The organism is Olsenella sp. DNF00959 (genome assembly GCF_001553055.1).
Classification (GTDB): domain Bacteria; phylum Actinomycetota; class Coriobacteriia; order Coriobacteriales; family Atopobiaceae; genus Olsenella_I; species Olsenella_I phocaeensis.
In genome coordinates this window covers 448,754-468,544 of record NZ_KQ960133.1, presented here as the reverse complement: position 1 = coordinate 468,544, position 19,791 = coordinate 448,754, and the positions used below count along the sequence as shown (strand labels likewise).

The following is a 19,791-nucleotide window of genomic DNA, read 5'->3' as shown; positions in this document are numbered from 1 at the left end:
GGGCGATGCGGAGCGACAAGACGCGTTGGACGTTGTCGCGCTAATTCGAGACGCGCCGGACGTTGTCGCGCGAACTCGAGACGCGTTGGACGTTGTCGAGCAGGCGAGAGACGCGTTAGACGTTGTCGGGCGCGCCAGGGACGCGCTGGGCGTTGTCGGACGTTGTCGAACAGGCGAGAGACGCGCCGGACTTTGTCGCGCGAACGCGAAGACGCGCCGGGCGTTGTCGACGCTGGACGAGAAACGCGTCGGACGCTGTCGAGCGAGCGGCCGCAGGCCCGAAGCCGAGCCCCTCTCGCCCAGCCCCTGCCCTGCCTGCCCTACGCGCTCTTCATGATCACGGAGCGCACGACGCCCGCCGCGGCGTCGCAGGCGTCCAGGCAGCCCTCCATGCGGTCGAAGACGCGCATCCAGCCCACCACGTGGCCGCGACGCGCCTCGTCCAGGGTGTCGTCATGGAAGAGGTTGCGCAGGCCCTGCTCGTAGACGTTGTCGCCCTCGTCCTCGATGTTGCCCACGGCGATGGCCTTCTCCATGACCACGGGGTCGCTCTTGTAGTCGGACAGGTGGTCGAACATCACGCAGAGCTCCTTGACGGCCTGCAGGGTGAGCTCGGCCATCTGCCGCGCCTCGACGCGGGTGCCACTCATGTTGAAGAGGTCCAGGCCCGTGCAGACGCCCTCGATGTAGTCCACGATGTCATCCATCTTGAGGGCCAGTTCAGAGATGTCGTTGCGGTCGAAGGGGGTGATGAAGGAGGCATAGAGCTCCTTCATGATCTTGCGCACGTGCTCGTCCGAGCGCCCCTCGTGGAGCTTCATGGCGGGAATCATGGTGATGGAGTCGGGGTAGCCCTCGACGAACTTCACGTAGTCCTCGGCGGTGGCAAGGATCTCGGTCGAGAAGTCTCTCAGCAGAGTGTAGAACGGGTCTTCCTTCTTGATGCGAGCCATGTCCCTCTCTTTTCTGCGCGTGGTCCGTTGGTCGTTGGAGGCCCGGCTGCCGCTCGGGCCACCGGTCAATGCGTGCCCCTAGAAGAGCACGAGGAAGAGCCGGGCGAGGAGGTACCCGATGAGCCCGCAGCCCGGAAAGGTGAATACCCAGGTCAGGACCATGTCCTTGGCGATCGCCCAGTTGACGGAGCGGACGTTCTCGGCCGCTCCGGCACCCATGATGGCCGCCGTCTTGGTGTGCGTGGTCGAGACGGGAAGGCCTGTGAGCGTGGCGACGAGCAGTGACGCCGTGGCGCTGATGGACGCGGCGAATCCCTGGTACTTGTCCAGCTGCACCATGCTCATGCCCACGGTCTTGATGATCTTCTTGCCACCCACGGCGGTGCCCAGGGCCATCACGCCGGCGCAGAGCACCTCGATCCACAGGGGGAAGCCGCCCACGTCCGAGACGCCCATGTTCGCGGCGAGCGCGATCGCCACCATGGCGGTGGACATGAACTTCTGGCCGTCCTGGGCACCGTGCATGAGGGCCACGCCCGCGGCGCCGACCACCTGCATGCGGCCGAAGAAGTCGTTGGCGCGACGGCGGTCGGCGTTCCTGCAGGCAACGGGGATGACCTTCGCTATGCCCCAGCCTGCCAGGTAGCCCAGGACGGTGGAGAGGACCAGGCCATAGATGACCTTGGCCCACTCGCCCATGTTGACGCCTCCCAGGCCCCCGTGCACGGCGAGCGCCGCACCGGTGAGGCCGGCGATGAGGGCGTGGCTCTCTGAGGTGGGGATGCCGAAGATCCACGCGCCGACGCCCCAGGCCACGATGCCCACCGTCGCGGCGGCGAGCGCTATGAGGGCGGCGTGGGTGTCTCCGCCGAAGTCGACCATGCCGCTCATGGTGTCTGCCACGGCGGTGGAGATGAACGACATCGCCACCAGGCCCACGAAGTTGCAGACGACGCTCATGGCGATGGCCTCGTTGACGCCGATCGACCGCGTGCCCACGGGCTCGGCGATGGCGTTTGCGGCGTCCGTCGACCCGTTGACGAAGATGGTGCCCAGGATGAGCACCATCACGACCGCCAGGAAGGGGTTCGAGGCGAGTATCTGCAGGAATTGGGGGAAGCTGATCATGGGTCACCCTTCTGTCGGGTCAGGCAGACGCAGGCGGCGCAAGGCGGCCAGCTCAACCGCCCTGGTGACCTGGAGGTGTAACCATGCCCCAGCGGCACCAGGTCAGATTATATAGCCTCGGGACGGACCGTCGCGCCAAGGACCGCAAATGCAGGGACGTCCCCGAGGACGGCTAGAGTGAGCAGGACCAACGCAGGTTCTCGTCGTCCGCCTGGGCCACCACATCGGGGACGAGCGAGAGGCGCCCGGCCTCCCAGCAGCGGTGCTCGCGCACGACGGAGGCGGGGACGCCGGCCACGGTCACGTCGTCGGGCACGTCGTGGAGCACCACGGCGCCGGCCCCGACCTTGGAGCCGTTGCCTATGCGAATGTCGCCCAGGATGGTGGCGCGCGCTCCGACCATGACGTTGTTGCCCAGGGTGGGATGCCGCTTGCCCGCATGCTTGCCCGTCATGCCCAGGGTGACGCCCTGGTAGAGCATCACGTCGTCGCCTATCACCGCCGTGGCGCCGATAACCACGCCCATGCCGTGGTCTATGACGAAGCGGCGGCCTATTGTCGCAGCGGGGTGGATCTCGACCCCGAGGCGACGGCGCGTGCGCTGCGAGAGGTAGGTGGCAAGCCTGCGCGCACCGTGCTCCCAGAGCCAGTGGTTGCGCCGGTACGACCACACAGCATGCAGGCCCGTGGCAAAGAGGACGACGTCGCGGGCGGAGGTCGCACTGGGGTCGCGGTCGAGCACCGCCTGGACGTCCTCGCGCAGACGCTCGCGCAGGGTCAGGCGCGGCCGGTCCTGCGCGGCGGCGCCAGACGCCACGGACCCGCGGGTACCGGCGAGCTGGTGGCCTGCCTCTATAAGTTCCATGATGTCCCTCTCCCCCGACCTTGCCTTGCGCGCTCCCACGTGCCTCGGTCCCCGTCGCGCTGGGCCTCCCCCGAGGCCCGTTCACGTGCCTGGTAGGACGCCAGGCGCCGGAGTCGCAGGCGCGGCTCCGGCAACCACCCCCTAGAGCTCCATCGAGAGGTAGCGCTCGCCCGTGTCGGGCAGGATGGCGACGATGACCTTGCCCGCGTACTCGGCGCGACCGGCGAGCTCGACTGCCGCCGCGACCGCCGCGCCGGACGAGATGCCCACCAGGAGCCCCAGCTCGTCCGCAAGGCGCTTCTTTGTCTGGATGGCGTCGTCAGAGCTCACGGGAAGGACCTCGTCCACCACGGAGGCGTCGTAGTTCTTGGGGACGAAGCCCGCCCCGATCCCCTGGATGCGATGACCGCCGGCCGGCTTGCCCGCCAGCACCTGCGACTCCTCGGGCTCGACGGCGATGGCGCGGACGTCGGCCCTCCGCTCCTTCAGGTAGCGCGCGGTGCCCGAGATGGTCCCGCCGGTGCCCACGCCCGCGACGATAGCGTCCACCTTTCCGTCGGTGTCGGCCCAGACCTCGGGGCCGGTGGTCTGGTAGTGGGCACGGGGGTTTGCCGGATTCTCGAACTGACCGGCGATGATGGAGCCGGGGATGCTGGCGCGCAGCTCCTCGGCACGGGCGATGGCGCCCCTCATGCCCAGTTTGCCGGGGGTGAGCTCGATGCGCGCACCGTAGCTCGCGGCGAGCTTGCGGCGCTCGACGGACATTGTCTCGGGCATGACCAGGATCATGTGGTAGCCGCGCGCGGCGCTGAGCATGGCCAGGCCGACGCCGGTGTTGCCGCTGGTGGGCTCGATCACGGTGCCGCCGGGGCGCAGGCTGCCGTCGGCCTCGGCCGCGTCGAGCATGACTCGGGCGACGCGGTCCTTCACGGAGCCGCCGGGGTTGGTGGCCTCGTACTTGCCCAGGATGGTGGCCTTGCCGCCGGCAAGCACCGACAGGTCGACGAGCGGGGTGCCGCCGATGAGGGCGTCGATCTTCTCTGCGTAGTTCATGGTTGTTCCTCTCGGATCGAAGGGCGCTTGGTGCCCTTGGTGGTGTGGCTTGGGTTGGGTCCGTGGTAGGAGCTGGGTTGGGTCGCGACCCTCATGGCGCGTGATGCGTTCGCATCTGCCACGCCCCGCGTCCTGCCGACATAAAAAAGCGGGGACGCAGCACGTCTCCGCTCGATTCGCGATCTGTCGCCGAAGTCCTGCTCCGGCAGTTGGGTCGTTCCGGACTATGCGCGGGCGACCCGACATCGACGTCGAGGGAGACGTGGGATGGAACGACAACAGGCGCAGGTAATGATGTGAAGGCTCTGGCTCACGCTCGCTCCCCTCCCGCCCGCTCGGACACGTCGCTGCGGCATTTTGCTGCGGTACCTAATTCCTAGTATGACAGTAGGTATTAAAGGACTCGACAGGAGCTTCGTCAAGCGAGAACAACGTTTTCCCATCGCGCGCAATACATTCGTAACACGCGGGGCTGGGCGAGCGGGCGGAATCCACGATGGGGGCTCGCCGGGGTACTGTCGGCGCGGGCTGGCGTGCAGTGCCGGCTGGCATGCAGCGCGGGCTGAAGTACGGCGCAAGCTGGCGTGCGACGCGAGCGAGCCTGCAGGCACAATGGCGCTGGAGGTACGGACGGGCATGGGATGGTGACAGCATTCTGTGAGATTTGCTGTCTCCTCTCCCCGAATCCTGGGCAAACGCGAAAATCGCCCGCATTCTGCGCAAAATGCTGTCGTCCAACCCGCCACGCGACCTGCCGGCCGGTCCGTCGTCAACCCGCCATGTGACCTGCCGGCCGGCCCGACACCCACGCCAGCGCCATCATCTAGACTCAAGCGAGAAGTGACACGACCTCGGGAGGAAAGATGCTCGCCAAGCCCCGGCTCCTCGCGCTCGACATGGACGGCACCTTGCTCAACTCGCAGAAGCGCGTCTCGCCTCGAACGCTCTCTGCCGTGCGAGAGCTGGCGGACTCCGGCGTCGTGGTCGCCCTCTCGACCGGACGGGGCCTGGCAGAGATCGCGGACTACTCCCGCGAGCTGGCCTTCCTGACCCATGCCTCGCTCGACAGCGGCGGCCTCGTCTATGACCTGCGGGCGAGGCGACAGATCCACCTCTCCCCCATCCCTCGGGAGGAGCTCGTGGCCTGCCTCGACGCAGCCGCCGCGCAGGACGCCATGGTCCACCTGGCGACCTGCGCGCTCTCCGTCGTGCAGCGGGGACTCATCGCCCGCTGCGCCGAGTTCAACGTGGGGGTCTACCGCCCCATGTTCGAGCGCAACTACACGGAAGTGGACGACCTGCGCTCCTACGCGCTCGCGCACGCGGACGAGGTGGTGAAGGTGGACATCCACCACCACGACGCCGCGGCACGCGATCGCAGCCGAGCCACCCTCGAGGCGACCACCACCCTTGCCCTGGCAGACGCGGAGGTCGGCTCCCTCGAGTGCACGCCGCGGGGCGTGAACAAGGCATCGGGGCTCAGGCGCCTCTGCAAGCTCGTTGGCGTGCCCATGGAGCTCGCCGTGGCCGTGGGCGACGACGATAACGACCTCGCCGTGCTTCGCGCCGCCGGCACGGGCGTCGCCATGGGCAACGCCAACGAGCGCGTCCGCACGGCCTGCGACCTGGTCGTGGCGGACTGCGACCACGACGGCATCGTCGAGGTCATCGAGCGACTCTTCTGAGGGACGCGACCCCCTACCAGATGCCCAGCAGGTGCTGGGACACGAGACTCATGGCTATGATGCCGACCCAGCAGCAGAAGCCCAGGGCGATGGGCTTGCCCCCAGTGCGCACCAGCTTGACCACGTCGGTGTTGAGGCCGATGGCGGCCATGGCCATGACGATGAGGAACTTGCTCAGGGTCTTGAGCGGCGCGAAGGCACTGGCGGGGACCCCGGCGGTCGCGGCGACGGTGGTGACGAGCGACGCCACGACGAACCACAGCAGGAACATGGGGAAGGCGCGCCTGAGGCTGAAGGAGCTGCCTTCGCCACCCCGCTCCCTACGGGTGCGCAGCAGCGCCAGCACAAGGGTGATGGGGATGATGGCCAGGGTGCGCGTGAGCTTGACGGTCACCGCCTTGTCCAGCGTGGCAGTGCCCAGCCCATAGAGCGAGTCCCAGGTCGAGGCGGTGGCGGTGACGGAAGAGGTGTCGTTCACGGCCGTGCCGGCAAAGATGCCGAATGCCTCGCCGCTCGTGGTGCTGAAGCCCAGCGCCGCCCCGATGGCAGGAAACACCAGAGCCGCGATCAGGTTGAAGAGGAAGATGACCGACATCGCCTGCGCGACCTCGGCGTCATCCGCGTCCACGACGGGCGCGGTGGCGGCGATGGCCGACCCGCCGCAGATGGAGGAGCCCACGCCGACGAGGGTCGAGATCTTGCTCGGCACGTCCAGGAGGCGGTGCATCGCATAGGCCACGACGAGCGAGGTGCCGATGGTCAGCACGATGATGGGCAGCGACTGGGCGCCCGTCTGGAGCACGACGCGCAGGTCGAGGCCGAAGCCCAGGAGCACGACGGCGGCCTGGAGCAGCTTCTTCGAGGTGAACGAGACGCCCGCGTCAAGGCTGCCGCGCTCCTTCAGGAAGAGTGCCACGACCATGCCCGCGACGATGGAGAGCACGGGCCCTCCCACGACGGGGACGGCCGTCCCCACGATCCAACAGGGAATGGCTATGGCCAGGCAGAGGAGGATGCCCCTGCCGTTCTCTCTGGCGAACTGAGTCATGCTCGTGCCTCTCTGACTGCGGGCGCCACGGAGGCGGGTGCCACGGGACCGTACCCCACGACGCCATGCCCGCTCGGCTACAAAACCTCGGTAGCGTACACCCAAGCCGAGCCCGGACGACGTGCGCCAGCACAAACCCCATCCAAAAAGGGAGAGGGGCGACCGCCACGGCAGCGCGCCCCTCTCGTCCGCTTGGCCCCCATGGCCGCCTATGGTCGAAGCCCCCTTGAGAGGCCCTACTCCGCACCCTCCAGAAAGCCGCCGGTCTGGCGGTTCCAGAGGCCAGCGTACTCGCCGTCCGCCTCGACCAGCTCGTGGTGGGTGCCGTCCTCCACGATCCTGCCATCCGAGAGCACGACGATGCGGTCCAGCGACGCCACGGTCGAGAGGCGATGCGCGACGACGATGGCGGTGCGCCCGCGCATCAGATTCTCGAGCGCGCCCTGGACCAGCGCCTCCGACTCGGAGTCGAGCGCACTCGTCGCCTCGTCCAGGACCAGGATGGGCGCGTCCACCAAGATGGCGCGGGCTATGGCCACGCGCTGGCGCTGTCCGCCGCTGAGCTTGACGCCCCTCTCGCCCACCATGGTGTCCATGCCCTGTGGCAGGCGGTCTATGAACTCGAGGGCGTTCGCCTCGGCGGCCGCGGCGCGAATCTGCCCCTCGGTGGCGTCAGGCCGGCCGTAGGCGATGTTCTCCCTGATGCTGCGGTGGAAGAGCAGGGCCTCCTGGGGAACGTAGGCGACCTGCTGGCGCAGGGACTGCTGGGTGCAGCGGCTCACGTCCTGGCCGTCCACGAGCACGCGGCCCTCCTGAACGTCGTCCAGGCGCAGGAGCAGCTTGGTGAGGGTCGTCTTGCCGGAACCCGAGCGACCCACGAGCCCGACGCGCTGGCCAGCGGGGATGTGCAGGTTGAGGTCGCGGAAGACCTTGTCGTCCTCCTGTGCGTCGGCGTAGCGGAAGCCGATGTGCTCGAAGTCGATGTCACCCTCGCCCACCACGAGCGCGCCCGCGCCCTCGTCGTCCGCCACGAGGGTGGGCTCGTCCAGGACGCGCGTCATCTCGGCCGCGTCACCCAGGGCGCGGTTGATGCGCTGCATCATGGAGTTGAAGTAGTTGAAGCGCATGGTCAGGTTGTAGGTATAGGTGAACATCATGACCAGGGTGCCCGCGCTGATGCCAAACCAGGCATTGCCGCCCGACACGAAGATCGAGACCACGAACATGATCACCGTGATGAGCGCCGAGGTCGTGAAGCCGCGACGCATGGTGGCGCGCATGTTGGCGTTCTCGGCCGCCATGGCCTCGCGGTCGGCCGTGGTGAAGGTCTGGCGCTCGAAGTCCTCGCGACCGTAGGTCTTGACGGCCAGGATGTTGGTCACGGCGTCCGAGAGCACGCCCGAGAGGCGGTTCTGGGCGGTCGACGCCTGCGCGGCGAGGGGAAGGATGCGCTTGTACATGCGATACGCCAGGACCACGTAGACCACGAGCATGACCATGAGGATGGCCACGAAGCTGGGGGCCACCGGCGCGAGCATGCCCACGGTGAGCACGATCGAGGCCAGCGTGGGGTACAGGCTGTAGGTCACCACGTCGACGAGGCCCGAGTAGCCCGAGACGAAGCGTGAGGTCTGGCTCACCAGGCTACCCCCGAAGCGGCTGTTGTGGAAGGTCATCGACTGGTTGGAGAGGGTGTCAAAGCAGAGGCGCGAGAGCTGGTAGTTGCCGTTTATCTCGAGCTGGTAGACCGAGAGGTCCTGCAGCTTGGAGAGGGTCTGGCCCAGGGCGTTGACCAGGAGGAGGGCCAGGATGTACGGGCCGAATACCGAAAGGACCTGGTCGGGCGCGACGGGCGAGGCCTGAACGCGGTCCACTATGAGGCCCATCACGTAGGTGTTGGCAAAGGTGAGAAGGGCGGTGTACCCCACCGAGCTGACCACCGAGAGCGCGAAGGCACCGGGACGCTGGCGGGTGACCCACCAGAAGTAGTGGAGCGTGCGCCTGATGGTGCCGCGGTCATTGGAGTTGGTGGTGCTGCGAAGGCCCATGTGCTGCTCCTGCTTGCGTCGGTCGGGAAGGCTCGCGCACGAGCCTTCTGGCAGGATGCCCATTCGGGCGGGTGCTTATGCCCAGGACGAAATCTCTAGATGACCGTGCGGCGCGCCTGGGGCGGCCGCAGGGAGCGTCAAGCCGGCACGCTGGCATCCCAGCTGCCGCTTGCGGCGAAGCTCCGCCCGCATCGGAGTGCTGCCCACATCGGAGCGCTACCTGCATCGGAGCGCTTCTTGCGGCGGAGTTGTATGCGGTTTTCTCGCCTGAAAAACTACCGCAATCGGATGGGGCTTTCTATTTGCGCAGGTAGATGAGTCACTTGCATATTTCATTGTTTGTGAGAACCGCATACTTTGTGAGAACCGCATACAACTCCAAAACCGCACGCAGCTTCCGGCTGCGGTGTCCGGCTGCGACGCGTGCCCAACGCGATGGACATCCCCGTAGACCATCCGTGGACTAAGCCGGAAAACGGCTTGGAAAAGGAAAGCAGGCCGGAGCGGAAACGACCCCTCCGACCTGCGACTTTACATGGAGCCAGCAATCAGACTCGAACTGATGACCCCCGCTTTACGAGAGCGGTGCTCTACCAACTGAGCTATGCTGGCAACCCTATGGCTGCCTTGCAGCAGATAGGATACTACATGGAATCCCTCGCCCTTTTCAAGCGCGAATCCCGCATTCTCTCGCTCCGGCACGCGAATCCCACCCAAGGCAGGCGCGACCTGCGCTAGAGCAGGCGCAGCACCCCGCGCACCAGGCGCTCGAAGTCGTCAGCGTGCCTCTCCGCCGCCTCGAGCACGCTCTGGTGGGACATCTTGGGGTCGCCGCTCTCGTTGGACGCCAGCGTCATGCCCAGGACGTTCATCCCCAGGGCGTGCGCCAGGATCACCTCGAGCGCCGTGGAAAAGCCGGTGTACGAGACATCCATCCCTCTCAGCATGGCGACCTCGGCAGGGGTCTCGAAGCAGGGCCCCATGACGCCGGCAAAGACGCCCTCCTCGACAGTGATGCCCAGGTCGTCCGCCACGCCCCGTGCCAACGTGCGCAGGTAGGGCGTGTAGGCGTCGGTCATGCCCACGAAGGGGGTCTCCACGTCGCGCAGGTTGGAGCCAGCCAGGGGGTTCTGCCCCGTGAGGTTGACCTGGTCGGTCAGGATGCCCAGACCCACATGGGCGTTGCCGGGCACGGCACCCGTGGCGCAGGCGAAGAAGATGTCACGGCAGCCCAGGCGGTGCGCATGGCGCACCAGGACGGTGACCTCCTCGGCGCTGTAGCCTTGGTAGAGGTGGATGCGTCCGGGATACACGACCACGGGGACCCCGTCGATGGTGCCGATGGTGGCCTCGAAGCTGTGCCCCCTCACGGGCCGGGCGTCCCTGGGGAAGCCCTCGATGTCGTGATAGTCAATCCTGCGCACGGGCTTGACCAATGCGGCAAGGTGGCCCAGGCCGGTGCCCAGGACGATCGCGACGGGATGCTCCACGGAGGGCTTGCAGCTCTCCACCATGTCCTCGCTAACCACGCAGACTCCCTCCCTCCGGAGGAGACGGGCAAACACGCCGTCGCCCTCGGCCAACGTATGGGTGTGTGTTCCATCGTAGATTACGCCGGAGCCGCAGGAGGGGCTCTTTGCCTTCAGTATGGCGAGCGGCGGCAATCCCCCGCGGGCGTCCCAGGGCGCGCTGGCGTCGCAGCGAGCCGACGAGAGGCAGGACGCGGCACCATGCTCGAACTCCTCCGTCACGTCGGTCCCGTCCGAGAGGAGCACGCGCTCCCCCAGCAGCTCGGCCGGAAGCCGCGGGACAGGAAGCCCCGCCGCTCGCTCGGGGCACACGCCGACGGGCTCGACGCCCGGCCTGGAGCAGAGCTCGCACACCGCGGCATCGAGCTTCGACCCACCGTCGAATCGGCAGGGCACGCCCCGCAGGCACTCGCTCACGACCACGCGCATGAGGGCCCCTCGTCCGTAAGGGGCGGGCGAGGCCCGAAGGCCCCGCCCGCAGCGTCAAATCCTTGCAAAGTCCGCGCCCGACGCGCCCCTCGCGCTACGCGTTCAGCCCGGAGATGCTGATGCTCGCGTTGCTGAGCAGACCGTTCACGAAGTCGGTCCACTGCGAGGCGCCCTCGGAGGCGGCTGCGGAGTACTTCTGGTAGGCCACGTAGTAGGCCGCCCGCGCGGCCTCGTAGGTTGCGGAGTCGTTGGTCACCGTGTAGTCGGCGAGCGCGGTGGCGTAGGCGCCGTCAGAGGACTTCCAGGCGTTGGCGTCGCTGTCCCACTCGTCGCCGGCGAGGCCGATGACGTACTGGGCGTAGGCCGCGGTGGCGTCCTCCTCCTTGCCCGCCTCGGGCTTGTCGGGGGCCGTGGGCTGAGTGCCGGCGTCGGAGGTCACGACCTGGCTGCGGAGCTTGGCGAGGCCTGCGGACTGCGTGACCATCTGCTTCACGGAGTCGGCGTCCATGCCGTAGCTCGAGGCGATGCTGTCGTAGTCCGTGGAGCCGATGTACTGCGTGGCGAAGGCGTCACGGTCCTCGTCGCTCACCTCTATGCCGCGCTTCTTGACCTCATCGGCAAGAATCTGCGAGCGGGCTGCGGCCAGGACGTTGTCGGCGGTGGGCATCGCGTAGCTGCCGTCGTCCTTCTTAGCGGAGTCGAGCGAGGTCTGCGACGTGAGGACGTCGCGGGCGCTCAGGTCGTGGCTCTTGCCGTCGTAGACGTAGGTGGCGACGGTGGTGTCGAGCTCGGACTCCTGGAGGGTCTTCTTGCCCAGGGCGCTGCCGGAGCCCCCGCCCAGGAGGAACTTGCCCACCAGGATGCCCAGCACGACGCAGGCAACGGCGACGGCGATCCAGGCCGGGACGCCGAGGGTCGCCAGCGCCGCGGCGGGACCTGCCTGCCCCTCCGCGGCACCCGACGCGACCTTGGCGTCCTTGGCGTCCTTGGCGACCTTGGCGTCCTTGGCGTCCTTGGCGTCCTTGCCCTGCGTCTCGACGTCCTTCTCCTCGTTCTTGTTCGCCATACGCGAACCTCCTTGAATCCTGCGGCCGCCCTCGGGGCTGCCGTCCGTTTGCACGTCGCCCGACGCCGCCTACCTGGCCAGCGCCGCCGCGATCTGCTCCGAGAAGCTCCTGATGTAGCCCCTGCCGTTCTCCGCGTCGAAGCCCACGCGGGCGGCGAGCGCGTGGCTGGTGGCCTCCGAGAGCTCGCCGTGCGCGAAGTCCAGGAGGCAGGCCAGCATGTCACGGTACTCGGGGTCGCCGTGGTAGCACTGCACCGCCTCGTCCAGGAGCGGCCACGCCTCGTCGGACATGCGCGCGCCGGTGGCCCCGAGGCGCGCGAGGAAGCGGAAGGCCGCAAGACGTACGGTAGCCGAACCCTCGTCGAAGAGGGACGACTCCGCCCCCTCGAAGGCGTCCGCCACCGCATTGGCATCTACCTGCACCATCTCTGAGAGTGCCGAGAGCACCTCCCAGCGCGTCTGCGCCTCGGGACGCCCAAGAGCCTCGATGAGCTTGCCCACATGGGGTGTCAGGCGCTCGGGGCTCACCCTGGCAATGGACTCGATGTCGTGGGCCGCGTCCTGTCGGCTGCGACGGCTCGCCGCCGACAGCTGGTCGACGAGAACCGCCAGGGCCGCCGCGGCCTTCTCTTCCTCAGTGGATTCGGACATGCGCACTTCCCTTCTGCTACTCGGCAAAGCCGTCCACCATGACGGTGCCGCTCTTCGTATCCTGGTGAATCTCGATGAATCCCAGCTTGGAGGCCTCGCGCAGGAGATTGCTGAACGAACGGTAGCCGTAACTGCGCTCGCTGAACTGGGGGCGCTTGCGCTTCATGGTGTCCTTGAGGCGCGAGGCGAGGACGGCGCTGTCGCTCTCGCCCTGGAGGGCGTCGATGGTCTCGAAGAGGAGCTGGTAGGCCTCGTGCCTCTCCTTGGGGACCTTCTGCGAGTAGTCGGGGACGCCTCCCTGGCTCACGATGTCCTCGTAGAAGATGAACTCGTCGCAGACCTCGGCCAGGAGACTGCTCGTGGACTCCTTCATGCCCACGCCGATCACCGTCTTGCCGAACTCCTTGAGCTTCGAGACCAGGGGCGAGAAGTCGGAGTCGCCCGAGAGGATGGCAAAGGTGTCGATGTGGTCCTTGGTGAGGCACATCTCGACCGCGTCCACGGCCAGACGGATGTCCGCCGAGTTCTTGCCGGTGTAGGCGCGGTCGGGGATCTCTATGAGTTCGATGCCCAGCTCGTGCAGGGGCGTGATGGCGTCGTCGAAGCGCTGCCAGTCGCAGTAGGCGCGCTTGGCCGTGATGCGGCCCTTGTCCACCAGGCGCTCGAGGATGCGCTTGACGTCGGGACGGGGGCCGGGATCCTGGTGGCCGTTGCGACGCCTCTTGCCCGTGCCAAGGGCAAGGTTCTCGTAGTCGATGAGGACCGCCATCGACCTCTGGGTCAGTTCGTTCATGTGGGGGACCTGTTCCTTTCTGCGCGATGCGGGCAGGTCTTGGGCCCGGCACGCGTGCGTGTTGGCACTAGGGGTGGGAATGCGACGCCGTCGAACGGCGCAACCCGGCCCCAACTGCCCTTTTATACCCAAAAGTCAGGCGAGAGTAACCCGGGGCGTGGCTGGCGCCCCGTCCCAGTCGCGGCAGGGCCTTCTCCCGGGCTCCCCTACTCGTGGTGATGGTGCCCGTGGCCGTCGCCGTGACCGCAGCCGCACTCCCCGTCGCCATGGTCGTGGCCGCAGGAGCACCCGCCGTCCTCGCAGTCGCAGCCGTCCTCGTCGTGGGCGGGCTGCGCCCGGGACCAGTCGAGGCCCGCCGCCGCGCCCGCCTCCTCCTCGGCATAGAGGAGCGAGAGCGCCTGGGTGCCCAGACGCGAGCCGTCCACCTGGCAGAGGAGGTCGAAGAGGTTGAAGGCGGTGTCGGTCGAAGGAAGCGAGATGCCCATCTGCTCGGCCTCGTAGAGGGACAGCCTGAGGTCCTTGAGCAGGTGCTCGGCCATGAAGCCGGGCTTCCAGTCGCCCGCGAGGGCCTTGGGCGCCAGCATGTCCATGGCAACCGAGCCGCCCATGCCCGAGCCCACGGCCTCCAGCATGGTCCGCTCGTCCAGGCCTGCCGCCTCGGCGAGGGCCATGGCCTCGGCATAGCCCATCATGCAGGACGCGAGCGAGACCTGGTTGCAGTGCTTCGCCGTCTGGCCCATGCCGGCCCGGCCGAAGTAGAAGACCTTGTCAGAGAAGCACTGGAGGAGCGGCAGCACGGGAGCCGCGGTCCCCTCGTCCGCGCCCACGAAGAGCGTGAGCGTGCCGGCCTCGGCCCCCGCCTGGCCTCCCGTGACGGGGCAGTCGAAGGCGTGCTTGTCCTCGACCTCGGAGGCGTCGTGGATGTCGCGGGCGAGCTCGGCCGCGCTGGTGCTGAGGTCGATCAGGTAGGCGCCCTTCCTGCTGGCGCGGATGATGCCGTCGCTTGCCAGGTAGACGTCCTCCACGTCGGAGGGATAGCCCACCATGGTCAGGACCACGTCGGCGTCCCTTGCGGCCTCGGCGGGGCTCGAAGCCCAGTGGGCGCCCCTCTCAACCAGCGCCCTCGCCTTCTCGGGCGTGCGGTTGTGGACGGTGAGGTCAAAGCCCGCGTCCAGGACGTGCCCCGCGATGGGAGCCCCCATGATGCCGGTGCCGATGAGGGCGACCCTCTTGATCTTGTTCGTCATGCGTTCGTGCCTTTCTGGCATGGGCATGCCACCAGGCACCTCGGGCACCCGGTGGCAGCGAACCCTGCGATCGTGCGCTAGCCCTCCTCGGGGCCGCGCGCACCTTTCTTCACCTTGCGGGCGATGCGGTCGGTGAGGGAGATCTTCTCCCTCCGGTCCTTGCCCCAGAAGACCAGCGCCACCATGCCGGGCCCCACGTGCGCGCCCAGGATGGGCGACACCGTGCTATGGATGATGGTCAGGTCCTCGCAGCCCTTCTCCTTGCGAATCTGGGCCTCGAGCCAGTCGGCGTCCTTCTGGGCGTCGGTCGACACGATGCCCACCGGGAGCGACGTGTCGTGGGCGTAGTTCTCCCTGAAGTCCTGGACTATGGCGCGCAGGGCCTTCTTGCGGCCGCGGCACATGCCGCGCAGGGAGAGGGCGCCGTTGAGGTCGTACGAGAGCTCCGGCTTGATGTCCAGCTTGCCACCCACGTTGGCCGCCGCGGGCGGGATGCGCCCACCTGCGGCAAGCGTGTCGAAGCTGTCCAGCGTGAAGTAGCCATGGATGAAGTAGCGCGCGTCCCGGGCCCACTCGTAGAGCTCCTCCGCCGTGAGGCCCAGGGACGCCTGGCGCACCACCTCGATGGCCAGAAGCTGGCCTGCCGCGGAGTCGCAGCGCCTGTCCAGCACGTAGAGCTCGAAGTCGGGATACCTCTCGCGGATCATCTGAGCCGCCTGGCGGGCGGAGTCGATGGAGCTCGAGAGCCCGGCCGGAAGCCCCATGTAGATGGTGGGCAGCCCCTCCTGTGCGGCGCACTCGAAGACCTCGAAGTAGCGTCCCGGCGTGACCGCCGCGGTGTGGAAGCGCGCGTCCGGGTTCTTGCGCATGTGCTCGTAGAACTCGTGCGGGTCCTGCTCCTGCCAGCGGTCGTCCTGGTGCTCGACGCCGTCGGCGTCCACGTAGCTGAAGGGGATCACCTCGACGCCCAGCCGCTCGGCGACGCCGGTGGCGAAGTCCGCGGTGGAGTCCATGATGATCTTGACGTTGCGCTTCTGATGGTAGGCCCTGCCCACGTTCCTCACGTCGGCCGGCGCCTCCGCCGTCTTCCCGTCCTTGGGTGAGCTCTGATCGCCCTGGCTCATGCGAACCTCGCTATGCCTCGCCGTCTTCGGTCTCGATCTTCGGCTTGATGATGCCGTACCCACCATTATGGCGGTGGTAGATGACGTTCACGAGGCCGGTCGTGGCATTCTCGAAAACATAGAAGTCGTGGCCCAGGAGGTCAGTCTGGACGAGCGCCTCCTCCTCGGTCATGGGCGTGAGGTCGACGTACTTCTCGCGCACCAGCTGGTCGTCGAGCTCCTCCCCCTCGATGAGGTCGTCCAGGTCGCCCAGGGGCACGCCCTCGCGGATGGTCTGCTGCGAGCGCTGCTTGCGGTCGATGACGCGCGTCTTGTACTTGCGCAGCTGGCGGGTGACCTTGTCCGCCGCGTCGTCGATGGCGGCGTACATGTCCTGGTTGCTGGCCTCCACGCGCACCACGTTGTCACGGACGAACACCGTGATCTCGCAGGTGCGGCGGTCGGGGTTGGAGGGGTTCTTGTCGACGCGCAGGACCACGTCGCAGCTCATCGGCTGGATGTCAAACACCTTGAGGGACTCGCCCACCTTGTCAAGAACGTGGTCGCGCATGCCATCAGAAACGGAGACCTTGCGTCCCGAGATCTTGATGTCGACCATCAGTACCTCCTCGCTTCGCGTGACTTGCGTGGGCCCTCTCCGAGAGCCCACCGTGACTCATAGATACCCCAGGAGGGGGCTCTTTGGCAGTCGCTTTCGCCAAGCGGCGGGCGCAGGCCGCGACGCCTGCGGCATCCGTCCCTACACGCTGGCCGCGTTGGAGCCGGCCTCGGCGGGAGCGGCCTCCTCGGCCGGCTCCTCCTGGACGGGGGCGGGGACTTCCCTCACCTGGCTGGTGTCACCCAGCTGGGGCATGCCGCCCAGCCAGCGCGAGCGGATGCCGTCCTCGATGCCGTTGGACTGCAGCGTGTCGAAGGCGGACTTGACGCCGCCCTGCAGCTCCGTGTTGGTGGGGAGCACGCCGATCCCCTGTGTGACGGGCGCGTCCAGCGTGCCCGCGAAGGCGATGTCCTTGCAGCCCATGGAGAGGAAGGCTCCCGAGTAGGCGTCGCAGAGCACGTAGTCGACGCCTCCCGCGTCGAGCGCGGCAAAGGCCTCGTTGAGGTTGGCGAAGGTCTTCTCCTCCATCACCAGGCCCGTCGAGCGGAGCGCCTTCTGCGACACGGAGCCGTCCTGCAGGCCCACCGTCTTGGACGAGAGGTCCTCGACCTTTGCCACGCCCGTCTGGCCCTTGTGGAAGAAGGCCGTGGCGGACTGCGCATAACCGCCCACCGCGGCTGCGGAGCTCGAGTCGCCGGCACGGGTGTCCATGACCACGTCGCAGCTCTTGCCCAAGGCACCGCTCGCGCTGGGGACGCTCACGAAGCTCACCTTGAGGCCGAGCTCGTCGGCTACGGCGGAGGCGAGGTCGACGTCAAGCCCGACGAACTCCCCGCCCTCGAGTTGCGCACAGAAGGGGATGCCCACCGACGAGGACTTGAGGCCCACGGTGAGGGTGCCGGGCGTCACGAGCGCCGCGTCCGAGACCTGGGGCGACTTGGTGGCCCGGGCGGCGAGCGCCTCCTCCACGCCGGTCTTCGCCAAGGGGTCGGGAATGCCCTGGGCGAGCCCCGCCAGGCGGTCGGGCACGGAGGCGAGCTGAGACACGTCAGGCGCGTCGCAGCCCCCCAGGGCAAGCGAGAGGAGCAGCCCGGCCATAATTGGAGCGACCACCTTTGACGTCTGGGACCTCATCTTGCACCTCTCGTCTTCTTCGAGCCCCTGCCTGAACTTGCCGACGCACGCTGCCGAGACCTCGTCCCTTGTCCCGGTCCTGGTGACGCAGCTCCGCCTTACCCAGCTGACCTGGTATTTGACCCCACACTCGCGCACTGGGGCTTTTGCCGTGACCGCCGCGGCGGCCCTGACTGGAGGCCCTCTCGCCCGCGAGGCCGTATGCCTCTGAGTATGACGGGCGGTGCGACTTACCTCTAGGACGAGCCATGCTCGCCCGGACGCGCACGCCCGGACTTACGTGGATCCCTTTGGCCTCGTCTGCCATGGACTAGGGCGCTGGCGCCCGCAACCACAGACCTGGGTAAGGCTTCGCACAGTATACCAGCATGTTTGCCCGCTTAAGGCCAGCTGGACGACGGTCCAGCTGACGGACGGGGATGCGCCGCCAGCGTGACGGGCGGGCGGGGCCTGACGGCCTTCCGCCCCATCGGGCGGCGCGTCGGGCGTCGCGACGTCCGACGCGACGGCGCTGACGCCCCTCACCAGACGCGGGCGACGGAGCAGGCGGTGACGCTCCTCGCGCCCCGCCCGAGGAGGGCCCGGGCGCACTCGCGCACGCTCGCCCCCGTGGTGATCACGTCGTCGGCGAGCAGGAACGAGAGGCCGTCCACCCTCTCCAGCACGTCAATGCTCCCCGCCAGGTTGGAGGCGCGCGCCTCTCGCCCGAGGCCTCTCTGGTCGCTTGACGAGCTGCGGCTGAGGACGTCAGCCAGCGGAAGCCCCAGCTGCGCCGCAAGCGAGCGCGACACCAGCTCCATGTGGTCGAAGCCACGCCGGAGGAAGGCCTGCGGCGTGGCGGGGACGAAGCAGACGGCATCCAGGTCGGCGCGGTCGAAGCGGGGACGTCCGTCCGCCGCGGGCCAGGACGCGGCCTCGTCGAGCGAGCAGAGCATGAGCGCCGCGAGCACGGGGGCAAGCCGCAGCTCGTGGGCGTCCTTGAGGCCCGTGACGAGACGAGAGGCGACGCCGCCAAAGGGCAGCGAGCTCACGCAGGCGCGGGTCTCCCACGCCTCGTCGCACTCGGTGCAGGTCATGAAGCCATGAGACGCCCCGCAGTTGGGGCAGGCCCAGGCCTGGGCGACCCAGGGAAGGGACGCCCGACAGTCGGGACAGAGGAGCTCTCCACCCAGGTCGCAGCCCAGGCAGCGGGTGGGCCAGAGAAGCTCCTGGGCGCCCTCCGCAAGGACGTGCGCGGCATGGGAGAGGAGCGGGCCATCGGCCCTGACGGTCGGGATGACGTGCGGGAGGCGGTCGATGCGCATGGCAGGCCTTACGCCGGGGCGCACGAGGGGTCGTTGGCTTGTGGGGCGATGGTAGCACGCCTGGGATGGGACGCGGGTGCGGAGGGTGCCGCCCTCCGTCAGGCGCGGTACCGCGCGGATGGCACGAGGAGCCCGAAGGCGTTGCGGAGCATCGCTTCGTAGCTGCGGGCGCGCGGGGCGACGCCGGCCTCCTCGCGCACGCGGGCCACGCAGTCGGCGCTGAAGGCGACCATCGCAGGTTCGCAGCGAAGGCCGCGCAGGGGGACCGGTGCCATGTAGGGGGCGTCCGTCTCGCTGAGCAGGAGCCCCTCGGGACAGGACGTCGCGGCGGTGCGGATGTCGTCCGAGCGGCCGAAGGTCACCGCCCCACCGAAGGCGACGTGGCAGCCCAGCTCCACGAAGGGAGCCATGACCTCGGGACCCTGCGTGAAGCAGTGGAGGTCGCAGCCAACGGCGGGAAGGCCGCGCTCGGCCAGGACGCGTGCGGCGAGCTCGTGGGCGAGCGTGTCCTGGGCACCGTCCCGGATGTGGAGCTCCACGGGCAGCTCGCGCTCGCGGGCAAGTTCGAGCTGGAGGCGGAAGGCGCGCTCCTGGACGTCGACGGGCAGCTCGTTGTAGGGACCGAGGTCGAAGCCGATCTCTCCCACGCCCACGGCACGCGGGCTCGCAAGGAGCTCGTCCAAGCGCGCGAGGGCCACGCCGTCCAGCTCCGCCGCGCCATAGGGATGTGCCCCGGCGATGATGCGCAGGTTGTCGAGGAGGGACGGGAGCCCCTCGTAGCCCAAGGCGTCGGGTGGCAGGATGCCGCGCGCTGCGCAGGCGTCGAGCAGCTCGCGCGCCTCGTCCACCTGGGCGTCGATCCAGCCCAGCAGCTCGCTGGCACTCCCCCACCTGCGAGGGATCTCGTCCACCGGGTCGACGGGAACCACGAGGAGCCGCAGCCCCGCAAGCGCGGCCCGCACGAGGACGGCAGGCGCGTCATGGCCGAGGAAGCCGGTCAGGTGTCCGTGGCTGTCCGCGAGGGGCGCGGGCGCGGAGGGAAGCGCCACGGGACGGCCCTTCTTGTCGTGGAAGAGGGTCCCGTCCTCGTCGACGCCCAGCCTCTGGAGCAACTCGTCTACCGCCATGCGCGTGTC

17 protein-coding genes and 1 tRNA gene are annotated in these 19,791 nt (G+C 68.2%); 1 reads left to right on the top strand and 17 read right to left on the bottom strand.

The features are described from left to right. Positions 1–320 precede the first annotated feature (320 nt). The 4 genes from HMPREF1868_RS08985 to cysK all read right to left on the bottom strand — a co-directional run bounded on the left by HMPREF1868_RS08985 (position 321) and on the right by cysK (position 3,999). A complete protein-coding gene (locus tag HMPREF1868_RS08985) occupies positions 321–953 on the bottom strand; it encodes a DUF47 domain-containing protein (RefSeq protein WP_062531738.1) in 633 nt (210 codons plus the stop codon). A 78-nt stretch (positions 954–1,031) separates the two neighbouring features. Then, positions 1,032–2,081, bottom strand: coding sequence for an inorganic phosphate transporter (locus HMPREF1868_RS08980; RefSeq protein WP_062531737.1), 1,050 nt, complete (start codon positions 2,079–2,081; stop codon positions 1,032–1,034). A 172-nt stretch (positions 2,082–2,253) separates the two neighbouring features. Then, complete coding sequence (gene cysE, locus HMPREF1868_RS08975) at positions 2,254–2,946, bottom strand: serine O-acetyltransferase (RefSeq protein WP_009278571.1); 693 nt, start codon at positions 2,944–2,946, stop codon at positions 2,254–2,256. 141 nt (positions 2,947–3,087) lie between these two features. Then, positions 3,088–3,999 (bottom strand): cysteine synthase A, encoded by a 912-nt coding sequence (cysK, locus tag HMPREF1868_RS08970; protein WP_062531736.1) that lies wholly within the window; start codon positions 3,997–3,999, stop codon positions 3,088–3,090. Between the two features lie 863 nt (positions 4,000–4,862). Between cysK and HMPREF1868_RS08965 the strand changes: the two genes are divergently transcribed. Further along, entirely contained in the window at positions 4,863–5,684 is an 822-nt protein-coding gene (locus tag HMPREF1868_RS08965; RefSeq protein ID WP_062531735.1) for an HAD-IIB family hydrolase, read from the top strand. Between the two features lie 13 nt (positions 5,685–5,697). Here the strand turns inward: HMPREF1868_RS08965 and HMPREF1868_RS08960 are convergent, their stop codons facing one another. The 13 genes from HMPREF1868_RS08960 to HMPREF1868_RS08900 all read right to left on the bottom strand — a co-directional run bounded on the left by HMPREF1868_RS08960 (position 5,698) and on the right by HMPREF1868_RS08900 (position 19,782). Next, on the bottom strand, positions 5,698–6,732 hold the full coding sequence (locus tag HMPREF1868_RS08960) for a YeiH family protein (protein WP_062531734.1): 1,035 nt from the start codon (positions 6,730–6,732) through the stop codon (positions 5,698–5,700). Between the two features lie 236 nt (positions 6,733–6,968). Beyond that, on the bottom strand, positions 6,969–8,780 hold the full coding sequence (locus tag HMPREF1868_RS08955) for an ABC transporter ATP-binding protein (RefSeq protein ID WP_062531823.1): 1,812 nt from the start codon (positions 8,778–8,780) through the stop codon (positions 6,969–6,971). Positions 8,781–9,316: 536 nt separating this feature from the next. Beyond that, positions 9,317–9,392, bottom strand: a tRNA-Thr gene (locus HMPREF1868_RS08950). A 122-nt stretch (positions 9,393–9,514) separates the two neighbouring features. Continuing rightward, on the bottom strand, positions 9,515–10,738 hold the full coding sequence (locus HMPREF1868_RS08945; RefSeq protein ID WP_062531733.1) for a purine-nucleoside phosphorylase: 1,224 nt from the start codon (positions 10,736–10,738) through the stop codon (positions 9,515–9,517). Positions 10,739–10,832: 94 nt separating this feature from the next. Continuing rightward, on the bottom strand, positions 10,833–11,804 hold the full coding sequence (locus tag HMPREF1868_RS08940; protein ID WP_062531732.1) for a hypothetical protein: 972 nt from the start codon (positions 11,802–11,804) through the stop codon (positions 10,833–10,835). 69 nt (positions 11,805–11,873) lie between these two features. Beyond that, a complete protein-coding gene (locus HMPREF1868_RS08935; protein ID WP_062531731.1) occupies positions 11,874–12,455 on the bottom strand; it encodes a hypothetical protein in 582 nt (193 codons plus the stop codon). A gap of 16 nt (positions 12,456–12,471) precedes the next feature. Then, positions 12,472–13,248 carry an NYN domain-containing protein gene (locus HMPREF1868_RS08930; RefSeq protein ID WP_009278563.1) on the bottom strand — a complete coding sequence of 259 codons (777 nt, stop codon included), beginning with the start codon at positions 13,246–13,248 and terminating at the stop codon, positions 12,472–12,474. 206 nt (positions 13,249–13,454) lie between these two features. Next, positions 13,455–14,495 (bottom strand): NAD(P)-dependent oxidoreductase, encoded by a 1,041-nt coding sequence (locus HMPREF1868_RS08925; protein ID WP_009278562.1) that lies wholly within the window; start codon positions 14,493–14,495, stop codon positions 13,455–13,457. 77 nt (positions 14,496–14,572) lie between these two features. After that, positions 14,573–15,619 (bottom strand): DegV family protein, encoded by a 1,047-nt coding sequence (locus HMPREF1868_RS08920; RefSeq protein WP_062531730.1) that lies wholly within the window; start codon positions 15,617–15,619, stop codon positions 14,573–14,575. A 10-nt stretch (positions 15,620–15,629) separates the two neighbouring features. Then, positions 15,630–16,217 (bottom strand): ribosome hibernation-promoting factor, HPF/YfiA family, encoded by a 588-nt coding sequence (hpf, locus tag HMPREF1868_RS08915; protein ID WP_009278560.1) that lies wholly within the window; start codon positions 16,215–16,217, stop codon positions 15,630–15,632. Between the two features lie 141 nt (positions 16,218–16,358). Then, positions 16,359–17,351, bottom strand: coding sequence for a substrate-binding periplasmic protein (locus HMPREF1868_RS08910; RefSeq protein WP_156439455.1), 993 nt, complete (start codon positions 17,349–17,351; stop codon positions 16,359–16,361). Positions 17,352–17,872: 521 nt separating this feature from the next. Next, positions 17,873–18,655 carry a ComF family protein gene (locus HMPREF1868_RS08905; protein ID WP_062531728.1) on the bottom strand — a complete coding sequence of 261 codons (783 nt, stop codon included), beginning with the start codon at positions 18,653–18,655 and terminating at the stop codon, positions 17,873–17,875. 98 nt (positions 18,656–18,753) lie between these two features. Beyond that, positions 18,754–19,782, bottom strand: coding sequence for a TatD family hydrolase (locus HMPREF1868_RS08900; protein WP_062531727.1), 1,029 nt, complete (start codon positions 19,780–19,782; stop codon positions 18,754–18,756). Positions 19,783–19,791 lie beyond the last annotated feature (9 nt).